At 61.3% G+C, this 16009-nt stretch carries 13 protein-coding genes; 1 reads left to right on the top strand and 12 read right to left on the bottom strand.

The annotated features are described in order from the left end of the window. Nucleotides 1-3516, bottom strand: coding sequence for a CDP-glycerol glycerophosphotransferase family protein (locus KRR55_RS16835; RefSeq protein WP_336245153.1), 3516 nt, complete (start codon nucleotides 3514-3516; stop codon nucleotides 1-3). Between the two features lie 123 nt (nucleotides 3517-3639). Further along, entirely contained in the window at nucleotides 3640-5028 is a 1389-nt protein-coding gene (locus tag KRR55_RS16830; protein ID WP_217390464.1) for a stealth family protein, read from the bottom strand. A gap of 131 nt (nucleotides 5029-5159) precedes the next feature. Here KRR55_RS16830 and KRR55_RS20690 point away from each other — a divergent pair, with 131 nt between their 5' ends. Then, complete coding sequence (locus KRR55_RS20690) at nucleotides 5160-6386, top strand: CDP-glycerol glycerophosphotransferase family protein (protein WP_217390463.1); 1227 nt, start codon at nucleotides 5160-5162, stop codon at nucleotides 6384-6386. An 85-nt stretch (nucleotides 6387-6471) separates the two neighbouring features. On the opposite strand, the gene KRR55_RS16820 is transcribed toward KRR55_RS20690, so the two are convergent. The 10 genes from KRR55_RS16820 to galU all read right to left on the bottom strand — a co-directional run bounded on the left by KRR55_RS16820 (nucleotide 6472) and on the right by galU (nucleotide 15987). Next, nucleotides 6472-8532, bottom strand: coding sequence for an acyltransferase family protein (locus KRR55_RS16820; protein WP_217390462.1), 2061 nt, complete (start codon nucleotides 8530-8532; stop codon nucleotides 6472-6474). Between the two features lie 42 nt (nucleotides 8533-8574). Further along, entirely contained in the window at nucleotides 8575-8724 is a 150-nt protein-coding gene (locus KRR55_RS16815; RefSeq protein WP_217390461.1) for a hypothetical protein, read from the bottom strand. A gap of 64 nt (nucleotides 8725-8788) precedes the next feature. Next, complete coding sequence (locus tag KRR55_RS16810) at nucleotides 8789-9262, bottom strand: FAD synthase family protein (protein WP_336245152.1); 474 nt, start codon at nucleotides 9260-9262, stop codon at nucleotides 8789-8791. Between the two features lie 39 nt (nucleotides 9263-9301). Then, a complete protein-coding gene (locus tag KRR55_RS16805; protein WP_217390460.1) occupies nucleotides 9302-10192 on the bottom strand; it encodes a glycosyltransferase family 2 protein in 891 nt (296 codons plus the stop codon). 7 nt (nucleotides 10193-10199) lie between these two features. Beyond that, on the bottom strand, nucleotides 10200-11024 hold the full coding sequence (locus tag KRR55_RS16800) for a CDP-alcohol phosphatidyltransferase family protein (protein ID WP_217390459.1): 825 nt from the start codon (nucleotides 11022-11024) through the stop codon (nucleotides 10200-10202). Beyond that, nucleotides 11021-12067, bottom strand: a complete 1047-nt coding sequence (locus KRR55_RS16795) for a glycosyltransferase family 2 protein (protein WP_336245151.1) — start codon at nucleotides 12065-12067, stop codon at nucleotides 11021-11023. The genes KRR55_RS16800 and KRR55_RS16795 overlap by 4 nt, the downstream gene beginning before the upstream one ends. Further along, nucleotides 12064-12927, bottom strand: coding sequence for an ABC transporter ATP-binding protein (locus KRR55_RS16790; RefSeq protein ID WP_217390458.1), 864 nt, complete (start codon nucleotides 12925-12927; stop codon nucleotides 12064-12066). Before KRR55_RS16790 ends, KRR55_RS16795 begins: the two co-directional genes overlap by 4 nt. Then, on the bottom strand, nucleotides 12911-13783 hold the full coding sequence (locus KRR55_RS16785; RefSeq protein WP_336245150.1) for an ABC transporter permease: 873 nt from the start codon (nucleotides 13781-13783) through the stop codon (nucleotides 12911-12913). Before KRR55_RS16785 ends, KRR55_RS16790 begins: the two co-directional genes overlap by 17 nt. A gap of 110 nt (nucleotides 13784-13893) precedes the next feature. After that, nucleotides 13894-14949: an LCP family protein gene (locus KRR55_RS16780; RefSeq protein WP_217390457.1), complete on the bottom strand. Its 1056-nt coding sequence runs from the start codon at nucleotides 14947-14949 to the stop codon at nucleotides 13894-13896. A gap of 141 nt (nucleotides 14950-15090) precedes the next feature. Further along, nucleotides 15091-15987 carry a UTP--glucose-1-phosphate uridylyltransferase GalU gene (gene galU, locus KRR55_RS16775; RefSeq protein ID WP_217390456.1) on the bottom strand — a complete coding sequence of 299 codons (897 nt, stop codon included), beginning with the start codon at nucleotides 15985-15987 and terminating at the stop codon, nucleotides 15091-15093. Nucleotides 15988-16009 lie beyond the last annotated feature (22 nt).

Genomic DNA, 16009 nt, shown 5'->3' with positions numbered 1-16009 from the left:
CTAGCGCGGTTTGCGACGGGAGCCAAAACCACTGAGGATAGAGCGTTGCGTCACAGTAGCCCCGGTGCCGAAGATTTCATCGACCACCCTGCCTGCTGATTCTCCGTCGTCATGAGGCGCAAACCGTGAAATGAATCCATCGCTGGGTCCGGATTCATCCAGTTTACCGTCGAGGGCGCTTCTGAGGGTTGACCACAGTTGCTCCTCTTCGGTGACAATGGGTCCAGGCAGTTCCTTTTCGTAGTCCAGGTAAAAACCACGCAGGTTGTCGCGGTAGTTCTCAAGGTCGTAGGCGAAGAATATGATCGGCCGGCGCAGCAGCGCGAAATCGAAAAACACCGACGAGTAGTCGGTGATCAGGACATCGCTGGCGAGGTACAGGTCCTGGATCTCCGGATAGGCCGAAGCGTCGACGATCCGCCCCCGCAACTCCTCGGGAATCTGGAGCCCGGAACTGACCAGCACGTGCATCCGCAACAGCAGCACGGTGTCTTCCCCAAAGCGCTTGTCAAAGGCCTCGAGGTCGAAGGGCAGCTCAAAGGTGAACCGTCCCTTGCCGTTGCTGGCATCGTCACGGAACGTGGGCGCATAGAGCACGACCTTGTGGCCTTCGGGGATCCCCAGGGTGGTCTTGACTTCCTGCGCCCGCACCCGCGACTCCGGTCGCAGCAAGGGGTCGTTGCGCGGGTACCCCAGTTCCAGGACCGGTCCCTTGTATGCAAAGGCGCTGCGCATCGCCTCGGTCGCATAGGGGCTTGGCGACAGGAGGTGGGTCCACTGGCCGATGGCACGCGTCACCCGGTCCAGGTACCCGTCGTCGCGGCCGTGGATGTCCTCGATGTCGTTGAGCATCCGCTTGAGCGGAGTACCGTGCCAGGTTTGGACATAGACGCCGTTCTTGCGCCGCGTCATGTAGGAGGGCAGGTTCTGGTTAACCACCCAGTACTTGGCGCGCGCCAGGTTCCAGAAGTATGCCGGCGACAGGCGCTTGACGGTCGTGGTGTTTGGGTCGGTGAACCCATGGGTTCCCGAGTAGATCCAGACCTTCTTGCGCGTGTCCCCGCGCCGGAGCATTTCCTCGTAGATGTAGCGCGGGGAGTCTGCATACTGCTTGCCGAGGCCGGCTTCAAAGACGACGAGGTCGTTGTCCATGGGCAGCTTGCCGGCGAGCACCAGCATGCGCTTCATCAGCGGGAAATAGAAGCGGCTGTTCCGGAAGCGTATTTGTGCGCGATCGACCAACTCGCTTTCCCGCGGATCCTTGATGTCGACCAGCGGCACGTGCATCTCCCGGATGGCTTCGAAGACACGGGCGGAATGGCCGCGGTCACGGGCCACGATGAATTTGGATGCGCGGTCGTGGTGGGTGGTTTCCATCTTCATCCCGCGCCGCACCGTGGAGGCCAGGGATTCAATCAGCGCTTCGCGCGTAAATGAGATCCGACCGGGCAACTCGCGATCCAGGTCCAGGTGCGATCCCAATGTGCCCAGGAACCGGTCACGGTCGAACTGGAAGTAGTGGACGGGCTTGTCAAGGAAACCAAAGTCAAAGCCAACGCTGGAGTAGTCGGTGACCATTGCCGCGCTTTGCTTCATGAGGAACTGCACGTCGACTTCGCCTTGCCCGACAATCCGGACCGGCGCTCCGGCGAAGAATGACCTCAGGTGCTGCATGTTCGGGTGCAGGCAGAAGACCAGTTCAAGTTCTTGATCCCGCACCAGGCCGGCCAGGGCCGGATCATGCAGGAATTCGTTCCACTGCTGGAAGTAGTCGGACTCGAGGAACGATTCTTCGTCTTGCAGCCAGTCCCTCCAGGTGGGAATGATCAGGACTTGTCGGGGTTGGACGGGCACGTCCGTGTCGAAGAGCGCATCGAAGCGCGGCAGGCCCGTCACGACCACCTCGCCGGGATCGTAGCCAAAGTCCTTGACGATATAGGACTTCTCACGCTCGGAAGAAACACAGAACAGGTCTGTCTGGAAGCCGGCCGACTTCTTTCCGTAGTTGGGAACCATCCATTTGGTTCCCATGACGCCGTGCTGCAGGAAGACCTTCCCGGCGCGTGACTTCGCCAGGAATGACGGATGGCGCGTGGGGTACAGATAATCGGGGTGGTGCGATCCAATGATGCGATCCGCGGCCAGGGCGATCTCGAAATGTTCCTTCGACTGGTAGCCGATGACATTGCCAAACCGGGAGACGTTCTCGAATTCCGGCGAGGCCTTGTCTATGACGTAGTAGGCGTCTATTTCCGGGTGGTTTTCCCGGACGTAGCGGAAGAAGTGGTAGCCATTGTCCTGGGCCTTGTAGGGAAGTTCCCCGATGAGCCAGAGGGGCCTGCGTCCACGGCTGGCCAACAGGTGCTTGGCGGGGCTGAAGTCCTGGAGCACCTTGAATGAGGCCTCGTCAATCACTTCAAGAATCAGGGAGGTTGCCTTGCCCTTGAACGTGTAATACGGATTGACGACAAGTGTCTTGCCGTCGCGGGTGACGTCGCCGGCGCGGGTGGTGGCGCGGATCGCGTACGGAGTCCTGGCCACGCGCACACGCTTCGGTTCGTCGACGCCCTGGACGCCAAATTCGAGGTAGAGGTCGAAGTTGTCCGTTGACTCGATCTTGTCCCAGTCGACATCGGCAAGGGCGGCTTTGGCTGTCCACGTGTACCTGCCGAATCCGTTGCGCAGGCTGGTCTGTTCCTGCATGAACCGAAGGTCAACGGCACCGCTGAATTCCTGGCCGCTTCGCCGCCCCAGAACCAGGAGGCGTGCGGACGACAGACGCGAACTCCGGCTGTAGGCAACCCCGGACAGCTGCAGGTTTCCGGCGACAACGGAAATGGCGTCGGTGCGCAGCGTGACACTGTGCCGGATCTCGCGGTTCATGGCAATCACGAGCTCGCCGCGCTTGTTGACGTAGGGGCGGGCGAGCCCCTCCGGTGCTTCATGTCCTTCGAGGGCGTCCAGTTCGGTGCGGGCGGCACGACCCAGCACCCGATGGTACCGCACCGGTTCCCCCACCTCGCTCGAGCCTTCATCCACCAAATCATTGACCTCGGCGCGGGTCAGTGTTCCCTCAACTGCCGCGAGCTCGACCGCGGCGACGCCAAGTGGGAGTGCGCCGATTTCGCCTTCGTATTCGAGGCAAACTCGGACGATGCCGTCCGCCGCGTCGGCTTCCTCCTCGGGCTCCCCCACGAGCCCGGGGGCCAGTGCGTTCCATTGTTCGCACAGGGAGGCGAGGTCGATGGAGCCGTTGGCGAGGTAGGCATCCGTGCCCGCGTCTTCGAGGGAGTCAAACGCGATGCGCTCGATGACCGTTTTGCCGTGAAGCACACTCAATCCCAGCGGCTTTTGGCCAGTCACCGCATGGATCCGCAGAAAACGCCCTTCTTGGCTGACCTCGAGGGAATGCGAACCCTTGAGCGTCCGGGATTTGCTTTGGGCGTCCTTCCGGTGGATGCGCTTTCCGTACAGGTCCTGGACCATGCCGGCCAAGGTCTTGGGTGTTTGCTTCACAAAGCAACCTTTCGTTCAGGAAAAATCTTTGGGGCGGGGAGGAGCGCTCTCGCCATCCGCCTGGAGCCGAGTGGCCCCGGACAATCTGCCATGGATCCTGCTGCTGCCCCGTTGTTGCCCACGTTAGCTGCCGCCGTCGCTGGCGAGTTCGAAGGATGACGGCCAGGGAAACACATGCTGCAGGAACTGCCTCACCGTCGAGGTGCGATCAGCATGTTGATGTTCATGGACACTGACTTCGTTCAGGCAGAACATCTGGGGACGTTCTTGCAGGAATAGCCTGGCCAGCTTGAGGTGCACCTGTTCCGCACCCAGGTCCACGTATTGGTAGTCGATCTCCGCGGGGAACGCCGCGCCCAAGGCACATCCGTAGTAATGCGCAAGCGCCGAGGGAATGGACAGGTCGGTATCGCTTCTGAATCGCGCCCTGGCCGTCCGGTTGGTTTCCAGCGGGTGTTGCTGAGCAATGGTGGTCAAGGTCGACTTGAGTTGCGCATGGGCCACGTGCTTGAACTTGTGGGCGGCCGATTTGCCAAAGGCGGCTTCCAGGAGACGGTTGTTGTTCATGGCCGCGACGTTGACCGGCAGGTTCTGTGCCTCCGGGAGATCGAATCTCGCGTTGGTGAGTGCGAACTTCGGGTAGCCCGTTGGCGTGTAGAAGACCTGTTGTCCCAGCAAGCGCCCGAAGAACACGTCGTCGTTGACGTAGAGGAAACGTTCGGACAGCTTGGGGATCCGGTGCAGCTGTGACTCGATGGCGTGTGAGTTGAAGGTCGGCAGGGCATCGGGGTCGGCAAAGATCTCGCGGTGGTCCACGAGCGTGATCCTGGGATCCTCGGCGTTGAGCCATGCGGGGCGCTGCCCCGCAGTGACCACATAGATGTGGTTGATCCACGGAAGGAAGGCCTCGGCCGATCGCAGTGAATAGCGCAATTCGTCATGCGAGGCGTATCTGGCCTGGTCGTCAGCGGTTGGCAGGAGGTTCCCGGATACCATTGCCCGGGCTTCACGCCGCTGCCTTTGCCACTCTTCGTCGGCGCCATCCACCCACGTGTAGACCAGGTCGACGGGTTCGGCCACTTCCAGGACGTTTTTGGCGGCCGAATCCCTGCCATCCGGGACAACCAACAGGTGCACCCCGATCGCCTCGACGAGGTCCCTGCGGCGACCCGTTTGGGACCTGGTCGCGCAGCTCCAACCGGTCACCGCTCCCGGGGGTAGTGCGTCCTTGGCGATCGGCTCCAGGACCCAGCCGGCGGACATCAATGCGGGACGCAGCGCCGAGGCGTCGCGCTCGCCAACGTGGACCTGTGGTCTGCCGCCTGTCCACCGGAGCTGATGTGCGGACCCGGGTCCGCTGCCTGAAAAGGCGACCCCTTGCACCCGCCTGAGTTCCGCAATGGAGAGGTCGGAAGCGGGGGTCTTGCGGTCCAGGAGTTCGATGGACCGTCGCCAGAAGCCGGGCGGAACCATGGTGGCAACTCGGCCTTTCCAACCGGACTCCAGAGACATAAACACAACCTTCGAGGTATCGAATCCAACGCGCGCAGGTACGTTTGCCGCCCCACCAGTCTATTCATTTTCCCTGGCAGGTTCCGACATCCGGGCGCAGGCTCCCCCGCAGACGCACATAGGATGGACCGGTGAGCACCTTCGAAGTCGTGTTGCGACAGTCCCAACTCATGTCCAGGAAAATCCATGCCGTTGCCGTCGAGAAAAGGGTGGCCAGGACTCTTCGCAACAACTTGCCCGGACCTTCGGAGACCGTTGATTTCGTGGTCTTCTTTGCTGAAGGTCCCGGGCAGAGCTACCAACTTGAACAGTGGCTGGCGCCCTTTGAGGCCCTCCAGCGCAGCGGGCACGGCGTGTGCCTGGTGGTGATGAATGCGCTCACGGCCGAACTGGTCACGCAGCGAACCGGACTGCCGGTCCTTCTGTCACGCTCCATGGAGCGCATCGAGACGAGCCTGGCATCGTGGGGTACCTCCGGCATTTTTTATGTCAACAACTCACAGGCCAACTTCACCATGCTGCGGATCAGCGGCCCGGCCCACGTGCACCTGAGCCACGGCGAAAGCGAAAAGTCGTCGATGGTCTCCAACCAACTCAAGGCCTATGACTTTGCCTTCATTGCGGGCCGTGCCGCCCGGACCCGCATCCTGGAAGCCATCCCCCGCTTTGACCCTGCCAAGCTCGTCGAGATCGGCAGGCCCCAACTCGACGTCCCCGCTGCGGGTTCCCCGGTGCACTCCCCCGCCGGGCGCACCAGGGTGCTGTACGCGCCGACCTGGGAGGGCGACGGGAAAAGCATGGCCTACTCGTCCATCACCACCGTGGGGGCAGGCCTCGTCGAGGCGATGCTGGCGGACGGACGTTTCAGTGTGGTGTTTCGGCCACACCCCAAAACCGGAACTTGGTCGGCAACGGCCCGCCGGGAGCTTTCCCGTATTGAAAAAGCCATCGAAGCGGCCGCCGCCGGTGACAAGGACGCCGGGCACCGCGTCGAGGTAGCGGGCGATTCCTCACTGAGCATCAGGGGCTCGGATGTCGTCGTGTGCGATATTTCGGCCATGGCCATGGATGCCATCGGGCTGGACAGGCCCCTGATGCTGCTGCACAGCACCGATACACCCATGATCCGGGAACTGGACCCGGAGCAGGCGCTGTCGCTGGACGAGGCAGCCGAGGACCTGCTCGAAGGGAATATGCGCGATACCTTGGACACGGTTGCCCGCATGGCCGCCGGCGGTCCCTCCGCGCGGCAACGATCGCTGCGCGACGACGTCTTCGGCAATCCCTCGTTGGGCCGCGCCACGGACAGGTTCATCGCGGCAGCAATCGCCGTCAGCGGCGCCGCGACCCAGGCCTAGGTTGCCGCCGCGACCGCCAGGCGCGACGCGGTGCGGAAGCATTCACCGCACCGGTCTCGACGCCCGGGGGTCGTACGCCGTGCCGCTAGGTGATCTTGCGCAACGCCTGGTCCAGATCCTTTTCCAGGAACGGGGTCAACGTCTTGGCGTAGGTGGCGGTGATGTGGGAGGCGTCGAAGTACACGACGACACCACCGATCACTGCCGGGCAGGTGCCCTCCTGGCAAAAGTATCTCGTGGGGTCGATAACCGCCACGTTGTCGTGCGCGCGTTCCTCTGCCTCCTCCGCCAGGGGATCCATCCACTCCCACCTGTCGGGACTCCCCGAGCACTGCGCATTGGCGTTCGTTGCCGTGGCCACGCAGTCCGGGATGTTCGGCAACGTGGCGCCCGGATAGGGCGTGTCGCGGATAACCACGATCGGCGTGTCCGAGGCGGTCCATTGATCCAGGTACTCGTTGTAGCCGTCACGGGCGGGTGCCTCGGTCGTGGCCATGGAATGGCCAAGCACCGGTACCGATTGCCGTTCGGAGGTGACGATCAGGTCGAACTGGCCGTGGGCGGTCTGGTCAAGGACCCACTTGCCGTAGTCGGCGCAGCCTTGGGATTTGACGTCGGCGTCGAACTTCAACGGGGCCTCGGTCGGATTGCACCGCGACACCAGGTAGGTCGTGATGGTCCAGTCCTTCTCGGCGGCCATTTCCTCAAGTGCCGGTAGCCAATGCCCGGCATGGGAATTTCCAACCAGCGCGACCTTGGTCTTGCCGGTTCCGTAGGTGCAAGTCGGCTTCTTTTCGTACGGTTCGGTGGACCAGCACCCATCAGCATAGGCGGCAGACTTGTCGTCCTTTGCCAGGGCCGGAGACAGGATCAGTTCCTTCTTCGGCTGGTATTGGCATGCGCCATTCCGATCGGGCAGCGCTGCCGCACCGAAGCAGGGAACGGATCCCTGCAGTGCCGCTTCGAGTGAAACATTGGCCGCCTGCTCCCGGAGGTGGGCTTCCGCGGCGACGCCTCCTGCGACCAAGGCAACGGATGCCGTGGCGACGACCAGGAACCGCAGGGGCGTCACCAGGGGCGAGACGTCAAGTGTCTTGCGGAAGGCGTCCTCGACGTATTTCTTGGTGAGCATCGACAGCGCGATGGTTGCCAGCGCCACGGCCACCAGATCCAGGGTGCCCAAGGGACCGGAAACGAACGGCAGCAAGACCAGGATCGGCCAGTGCCACAGGTAGATCGAATAGGAGTGCGCCCCCAGGAACTGGAAGGGCTTGGAGGAAAGCAGTGTGGTCGGCGAATAGCACGACGTCGCGGCAGCCCAGATCACCACCGCCGTCCCCACGACGGGCAGCGCCGCCTGGTAGCCGGGAAACGGCGTGGACGAATCGTATGCGATGCCGGCGCCGACGATTCCGGCAATGCCCACCCAGGCAAGCGCGGCGCCCGCAAGCGAGAAACTGAAGCGCTCCCGCGGAGTGGGGAGCAGGGCCACCACTGCTCCCAAGGCAAGTTCCCATGCACGGGTGAAGGTGGAGAAATAGGCGACCCCGGGTTCCACGGAGGTCAGGTAGATCGAATAGGCGCTGGACAGAACGACAATCAGCGCAACACCGACCAACACGATTCGCTTGGGAATGAGTTTCTTCCTGACAGCAAACCACCAAAGGGCGGCGATGCACAGGGGCCACAGCAGGTAGAACTGTTCCTCGACCGCCAGCGACCAATAATGCTGAACCGCCGTGGGGGCATTGTCCTCGGCCATATAGTCAACGCTGGTGGCGAGCAGGTACCAGTTCTGCGAATAGAACGCCGACGCAATCGACTGGAGCGTGTTGTCCCGCCAAAAGGACTCCGGAGCCAAGACGCGTACCGCGACAACGGTGGAAAACAATACCAACATCGACGCCGGAATGAGCCGCTTGATCCGGCGCAACCAAAAGGTGCCAAATTCCGCCGGTTTGCGCGGCGGATGCTTGATGAGATGGGAAGTGATCAGGAAGCCGGAGATCACGAAGAAGACGTCGACGCCGATGAATCCGCCGGTGATGCTTTGCGGCAGCAGGTGGTAGATGACCACGAGGCCGACGGCTATGGCGCGCAAGCCCTGGATATCTTGTCTGAAGTGCGTTGGCTGAGGGGTGCTCATGATCTCCTGTTGGTTGCAGTCGCGGAACTCATCGGTTTCCTTTTACGCGGAATCCTTGCGGTCGCCGGGGCCGCCGGCCGGATCCAGGCGGTGCTCCTGGCCCACGGTGAATTGCTCGTTGTTGTTCATCGTTTCGACGGGCCCGTCGGCCAGGTCACCCGCGTTGGCGAGACCAAGGATTACGGACGCCATGCGTCCGTGCCCGGGCACGCCAAATGAGCCCCCGATGGGAGGGCTCATCCATGCAAGGGGGTCGCTAGCTCAGTTCCTTGACGATCTGGCTCAGGCTGTCCAGGGTGTCCTTCAGCTTCGCCACGTGGCGTTCGTCGAACGCACTCAGCACCCGCTTCAATTCCGTGGTGGAAATGCCTGATGTGCGGGGAAGGTACACGACCTCGACCTCGTTACCCAGGTCGTCGAACTTGCCTTTCCAGTCTTCGCCAATGCCAAAAACGTTGACGCCGTACTTGGCGATGTCCAGGCGCTTCTGTTCCCAGTTGTTTTCCGGGATGGCCTCGTCGACATACTTGATCGCCCTGACAATCTCGATGCGCTGCTCGAAGGGAACGATTGGCTTCTTGCCCTTGACGGCATTGAATTCGTCGGTCGAAACGCCGACGATCAGGCGGTCGCCTTTTTCCTTGAGGCGCTTGAGGATGTTCAGGTGCCCGATGTGAAAAAGATCAAACGTGCCATAGGTCAGGACTGTTTTTGCCATGTTCAACTCCATTACTGCATTGTTGCGCCCTGGGGCGCAGGGATCGAAATCCTAGATTACGGGTGGTCGGCCGGCCATCAGCATGCGCAGATGGGTAGACCACTTGAGTTTTCGCCGGGGCGTTGCGTACCAGGGGCTTTCCCGCCATCCGGCAAGCCATCCGCTGAAGTACTGTCGCACCGCCTCGGGGTTCTTGCGCAAGCGCGTGGCTTCGACCAGCGCCCAACTGGACACATAGACCCAACTGAAGGGCCAGCGCAAGTTGCGCTTGGCCAGCCACACCCGGTTTCGGGCGTTGAGGCGGTAGAACTCCTCGTGGCGCCTCTGGTCGACCACGGGGTGGCCGATGCGCATGTCGCCGGCGTACCAGACGTGGTGTCCGGTGTCCCAGACGCGCCAGGCAAGTTCGATGCCCTCGTGTGCGTACCAGAACCCGCCGGCCCAGCCGCCGGTCTCGTCGAAGATGTGGCGGGGCATCAGCAGGCACGTTTCACCCACGTGGAAGACCCTGCTCGATTCCCCGGCTGTGCGCTTGTTCAGTCTTGGGATCCACCGGGTTGGGTCGTCGTTGCTGGCCGGGTCGGTGATCCGCGGCTGGAGGAGTCCCATCCGGGGGTGGCTCTCGAACCTGGATATTGCCTCTTCGAGGAAGTCCGGGTCCAGGAACCAGGAGTCGTCGTCCAGGAAGCACAGGTACTCCCCCGTCACCAACGGGACACCCGCGTTGCGGCCGGCCGGGATGCCCAGGTTGTGTTCCAGGTAGTGGGCACGGACTCCCGCGGGAAGTCCGACCGGATCCCAGCCGTTGCCGACAACCACCACATCCAGTTCGACCTCTTGTTGGCCCAAGAGGCTCTTCAAGGCGCGGTTCAGTTCCACGGGTCGATTGCCCATGGTCAGGACCACGACGCCGATGGAGGGAAGATTGCCTTCTGGGCTCATCAAGGGTTCACCGCAACCGTGACGAGGCCATGGTCGCAACGAAATGCCCGACGTTCACCAGCAGCACGGCCGGCAGGAGGATCCAAAGCATCCACTTCTCCGCGATGCCCGGAACGCCCACGATGGCCGAGACAATCGACAGCGCCAGGATGAGGAGGCTGAGTTCCACGGCATGGAGCATCTTGTGGAAGGGCAGGAAACGGGCAGCCGAGCGCAGTTTCCCGACGAGGCTTGCCGAGGCCACCGCGCGTGCCTCGGCCGTGTCCGGGAGCTTGCCCAGTCCGGCCATGCTGCGGGCGGCGTGGACCATCAGGCTCTGCGAGCGGTTGAGCACCAGCAGCACGGAGAGCACTGCGGCGATGAAGAGCGTCGGCCAGGCCTGCGCCGCGTCCGCCCCCTGGGCCTGCAATTCGACGAAGACGCGGTAGCCCACGGCGATCGGGATCAACGCCTCGGTGGTGTGGTGACCGACCATGTCAATGAAGATCCCGCGCGGCGACTGGGTGCCGCGCCAGCGCGCCACTTCACCGTCGCTGCAGTCAAAGTAGAGCTGAACTTGGGACAGGACGACGGCCAGCAGCGGTCCCCACACCCCAGGGATCAGCAGGGCGGCCGACATAAGCCAGCCGGCCAGGATCATGAGCCCGGTGACGCCGTTGGCGCTGATGCGCGTGCGCACCAGGACGGCTGTCAGGTAGATGGAGATGTGGCGCAGGTACAGTTCCGCCGTCCAGTGCTCGGCATTGCGCCGGGCTCGGACTTCCGGGGGCTGGCATACAGCGCGCAGCTGCTCGAGCGTCGGATGGCTGGGTCGAATGGATTCGGTGTTCATGAACGCACCCTTCCCCTATCCAAGGTGCCCTGCGCACCACGCACGCGACCCTTGACGAAGCCGACGGCCCACGGGAAGTGGATGGCCGGGAAAACCCCGAGCATCAAAAGCTTCTCCTTCATGGTGGTTCGCTTGCCTGTCAATGTCGCAAAGACCACCAGGCCCGCATATCCGACCGGCGCAAGCTTCAGGAGGTTCAGCGCGAGCCGCACGGCGCCGGGCGCCTCGGCCGTCAGCCAAGGGTCAATCAGCCAGGCAACAGTACCCAGGGTGGTACCGACAACCATCAGCGGCGGCAGGTCGTGGCGGATTGATTTTCCGTCAGGGTAGCGGCGCGACAGCTCCCCTCGCCAGACACCGGAAGCATATGACTGGGCGGATAGGTCCTTGTAGGTATCACGCGGGTAATAGGCCGTCTCGAGTTCGGGATCGAACCAGACCCTATATCCTGCCTGGCGGATGCGCAGGCAAAGTTCCCAGTCCTGGGCGCGGTGAAGCGACTCGTCGTAGTAGCCGACCTCGTCGAAGACCTCGCGGCGGAAAATACCCAGGTAGGCGGACTCGGCCGGGCCCTCGGGTGCACCGCTGTGGTACGCGGCGCCGCCTAGGCCCCACGGGGAATGGTAGGCAGCGGCTATCGCACGCTGCAGGGGCGTCTTGCCCCGTGCATCCATGAGGCCGCCGACATCGTGGGCGTCAACGCGGAACATGGTCTCCACCCCGCGCGCCGTATAGGACGGCATGAGTTCGCTGTGGGCGTCCACGCGAACCACGATCGGGTGCTGCGAAGCCTGGATGGCGAGGTTCAACCCGATGGGCGTTCGCCCCTGGGGATTGTGGACCAGCTTGACCCTGGCATCCTCGGCCGCCAGCTCCGCCGCGACCTCGTCGGTCGAATCGGTGCTGGGACCCAACGCCAAGACGATTTCCTTGTCCCCGGCATAGTCCTGGCCAAAAACGCTGGCGACGGCATCTCGGAGGTACTCGGCCTCGTTGAGCACCGGCATGACATAGGAAACGCCTAGGGTCTGCGCGGAAGTCACTTCTTTTTGGCCTTGTAGGCATTGACAACCTTCTTGGCGTCCCCGTCCATCATCAGGACGCCCTTTTCGATCCAAATGACCCGGTTGCAGGTATCCAGAATCGATCCCATCGAGTGGGAGACCAAGAAGATCGTTCCGGCGTTTTCTCGGATCTCACGGATCTTGGCCTCGCTGCGCTTGCGGAAGCGGGCGTCACCAACGGCCAGGGCTTCATCGACGATGAGGATGTCGTGTTGCTTGGAGGCGGCGATGGCGAACTTCAGCCGGGCGGACATACCGGAGCTGTAGGTACGCATGGGCAGGTCGATGAATTCCTCGAGCTCCGCGAACTTGGTGATGTCCTCGCGCATCTCGTTGATTTCCTGGCGGTTGTACCCCAGGGCCAGACCACCAAGCATGATGTTCTTGTCACCGGAGAGGTCAGGGATCAGTGCCGCGCCAACACCCAACATGTTCGGGCGCGAGGAGGCGTAGACGGATCCTTCAGCAGGACTCGTCAGGCCGGTAATGGTGCGCATGAGCGTTGACTTGCCGGAGCCGTTCGAGCCGATCACACCGATCGACTCGTTCTCGTAGGCGACGAATGACACGCCCTTGACGGCATGGACTTCCCGAATACCGCGCGTCGATGACTGCAACAGGCGCTTGGCACCCGCGGCACCAACGGACTTGCCACTCGAATAGACCTGGTACTTGACGTGAAGATTGTCCACGATAACCACGGGCTTGCGGGCAGCATCAATTTCTATTGATGCAGTCTCTGTTGAAGTTTGGGTTTCAACGTCGTAGACCGGCTTGGGTTCGAACTTGCCATGCAGGCGTGGATTGATCAGATCATCAAAATTAGTCAACTCGACCATAACGCTCCTCCGCAGCCCAGAAGTAAATGGTGCCGCCAACGAGGGCCGCAACAGCCCAGACAGATAGAACAACCCAGTAGAACGACGGGTATTCAACGCCGTTCATGATGGAACCTCGGGCAATTTGCAATGCCTGGTAAATCGGATGGAAGTCAAACAAGCGGACAAGAGCCGGAAACGCAGTCAGTATTCGGTCGACGCTGAAGAGAACCCCCGAAGTAAAGAACAGGATCCGCGTAATCAAAGGCAGGATCTGCGTGAAGTCTCGCACATGAACTGTCAGTCGGGCGCATACCAGTGCGATACCGGTATTGAACATTGTGAATAAGACGAGCAATGGAACCACCATGAGCCAGCTCCATTTTGGTGTCGTGCCAAGGATCATGCAGTAGATAAACATGACTCCCAGCATTGGAACCAACGTCAGAAACTGCTGAATGACCGCCGCGATGGGCAGCGTGATTCGTGGGAATGCCAAGGACTGAACCAAGGCCGCATTGCCTGTGATCGACTTGGCCCCGGAATTTGCAGAACCTGCAAAGAACTCAAAAAGGAACACGCCAATTACGACGTGGGCAGGAAAGTCGAGAGGCTTGTTCCCGCCTTGAAGAATCCCAAAGATGAAGCCATACATGAGGGCGTTCATTGTCGGTTGAATTACAACCCAGAGCATACCCAGTCGGTTGCGCTGGTTCGAAGCCTGCAGCTTGCTTCTGGCAAGTTCAAACGCAAAGTCTCGTCTGGCCCACGCATGCTTAAGATAGCTCACCAGGTCCGGACGAGCACCGACCCTGTTCAGGCCGTACTGCGCCGCATATTCGGCAGCTGTCATAATTCTCGTTACCTCGTTGATCACGGTTTACTCGCCTGCTGTCGCCGGCGAACCTAATGAAGTCTAGTAGATACGCATGCCGATGGCCGGTTTGCATCCGGCGACAGGGCGATGTGTGATCTATGTATCAGTGGTCACTGGTCTAAATCAACGCGGTCCAAGTGCGCTTTAAGTGTGTCGGTCCGGAGTGCCTCACCCAAGTCGAGGAGCGCTTGTTCATCGCGCAGAACGATTGACTGACCATCGGGCGAGGTGCCAAGGCCAGCCGTCGGCAAGGTGAACATCTTGATCCCGGACGCACGCAGGTCCTTCAATTGAAGACCGATTCCTGCAGCCGTGGCGGCATCCAATCCGTCATCGAGTGCCAGGTACGGCGAGACCTTGTCAATGACTTCGAAAACTGTCGCCGGGTTGGTCAGCGTGTCCTTGGAGAGCAACTCGGTCATGACCGCCTTGATGAACTTCTGCTGGTTGCGCACTCGCTGGTAGTCGCCGTCGATGAACGGCTTGCGTTCACGGACAAACCTCAATGCCTTGTTGCCTTCGAGAACAACATCGCCAACCGGATAGTGATGCTTCTTGCTGTCGGTCGAGGTGAACTCAATATCGTTGTGGACCGTAACCCCGCCCAATGCCGCGGTCAGGTCCTTGAATCCGTCAAAATCGACCATTGCGACGTGATCGATTTTGGTATCAAGTATCCCCTCAACGGTTTGGACGACCAGGGGTACGCCCCCCAGCGACATTGCCGAGTTGATCTTATGGCTGCCATAGCCCGGGATTTCCGTGTAGAGGTCGCGCATGATCGACATCACGTACACGCCCTTCCGGTCCTCAGGAATATGCATCAGCATTATTGAGTCGGACCGCTGGTCCGACGCACCCGACTTGAGCAATTCGGAAGTATCCTTGCCGCTTTCCCCATGGTCTACGCCAAGCAACAGGAAGTTCAGGGACCCGTCATCGGGATTCTTCACCGGGCGGAGCTGCTCCTCAGGGAAGGCCTCGCCGATGACCCGTGTCTTCGAATTGAACGTTTCGGCCAAATTGGCTACATACGTGCTGGCCACCACGGCGGCCACGACAACCACGGCGATCGTGCTCAGGAGCACGACGATACCCGTGCGTTTCTTGCGCCGAGCGAGGCGACGGGGAACGTACTCGCCGGGGAATTCCTTTTTAATACTCAATCAACGTCTCCATAAGACCAGAACGAGAAGTCTCGGACGACGCGAGGCATTGTTTCGGTCGACAACTTTCGAACAAACTAAGGCAAGGCTATTCAGCGTCCCTGTGAGGACGCTGAGATTGCCTTGCCAATTACATAAATATTAGCGCCCCGCGACGAAGTCCTTGAGCCACGGCAGGAGGTCCGGGCCTAGGTCCTCGCGTTCGCATGCCAGGGAAATGATTGCCTGGAGGTAGCTCAGTTTGTCACCGGTGTCGTACCGACGCCCGCGGAACACCACTGCATGAACGCCACTGCCCGGTCCGTCTGCAGCGGCCAGGGTCTCCAAGGCGTCAGTCAGCTGGATTTCGCCGCCGCGTCCCGGCTGGGTTTCCTCGAGGATCTCGAACACCCGCGGGTGCAGGACGTAGCGACCGATGACCGCGAGATTTGAGGGAGCATCCTCCACCGCCGGCTTTTCCACCAGCCCGTTGACCTTGACGTAGCCCTCGCCGTCCACGGCCGAAACATCGGCGCAACCGTAGGCACTGATTTGCTCCGGTTCAACTTCCATCACGGCGATGACGGACCCGCCGGTTTTTTCCTGCACGTCGATCATGATCGAGAGCAATTCGTCGCGTTCGTCAATGAGATCATCGCCCAGCAGGACGGCGAATGCCTCATTGCCAACGTGCTGCTTCGCACACAGCACCGCATGGCCCAGGCCCTTGGGGTCGCGCTGACGAATGTAGTGGATTTCACCTAGATCCGTGGCTTCCTGGACCCGGCGCAATTTCTCGGTGTCGCCCTTGGCCTCGAGAGTTGCCTCCATGGAAGGAACCCGGTCAAAGTGGTCTTCCAGGGCTCGTTTGCTGCGTCCCGTAATCATCAAGACATCGGTAAGCCCCGCCTTCGACGCTTCGGCGACAACGTACTGGATTGCCGGCTGGTCGACAACTGGCAACATTTCCTTGGGCATTGCCTTGGTGGCCGGCAGGAAACGTGTCCCCAATCCAGCGGCAGGGATAACGGCTTTGATTACTCGACGGTTCTCAGTCATAGCCACGACATTACTTCATGGC

Origin of the sequence: Paeniglutamicibacter quisquiliarum (assembly GCF_019084045.1) — a bacterium.
Taxonomy (GTDB): domain Bacteria; phylum Actinomycetota; class Actinomycetes; order Actinomycetales; family Micrococcaceae; genus Paeniglutamicibacter; species Paeniglutamicibacter quisquiliarum.
This window is presented reverse-complemented; position numbering and strand designations above follow the sequence as displayed.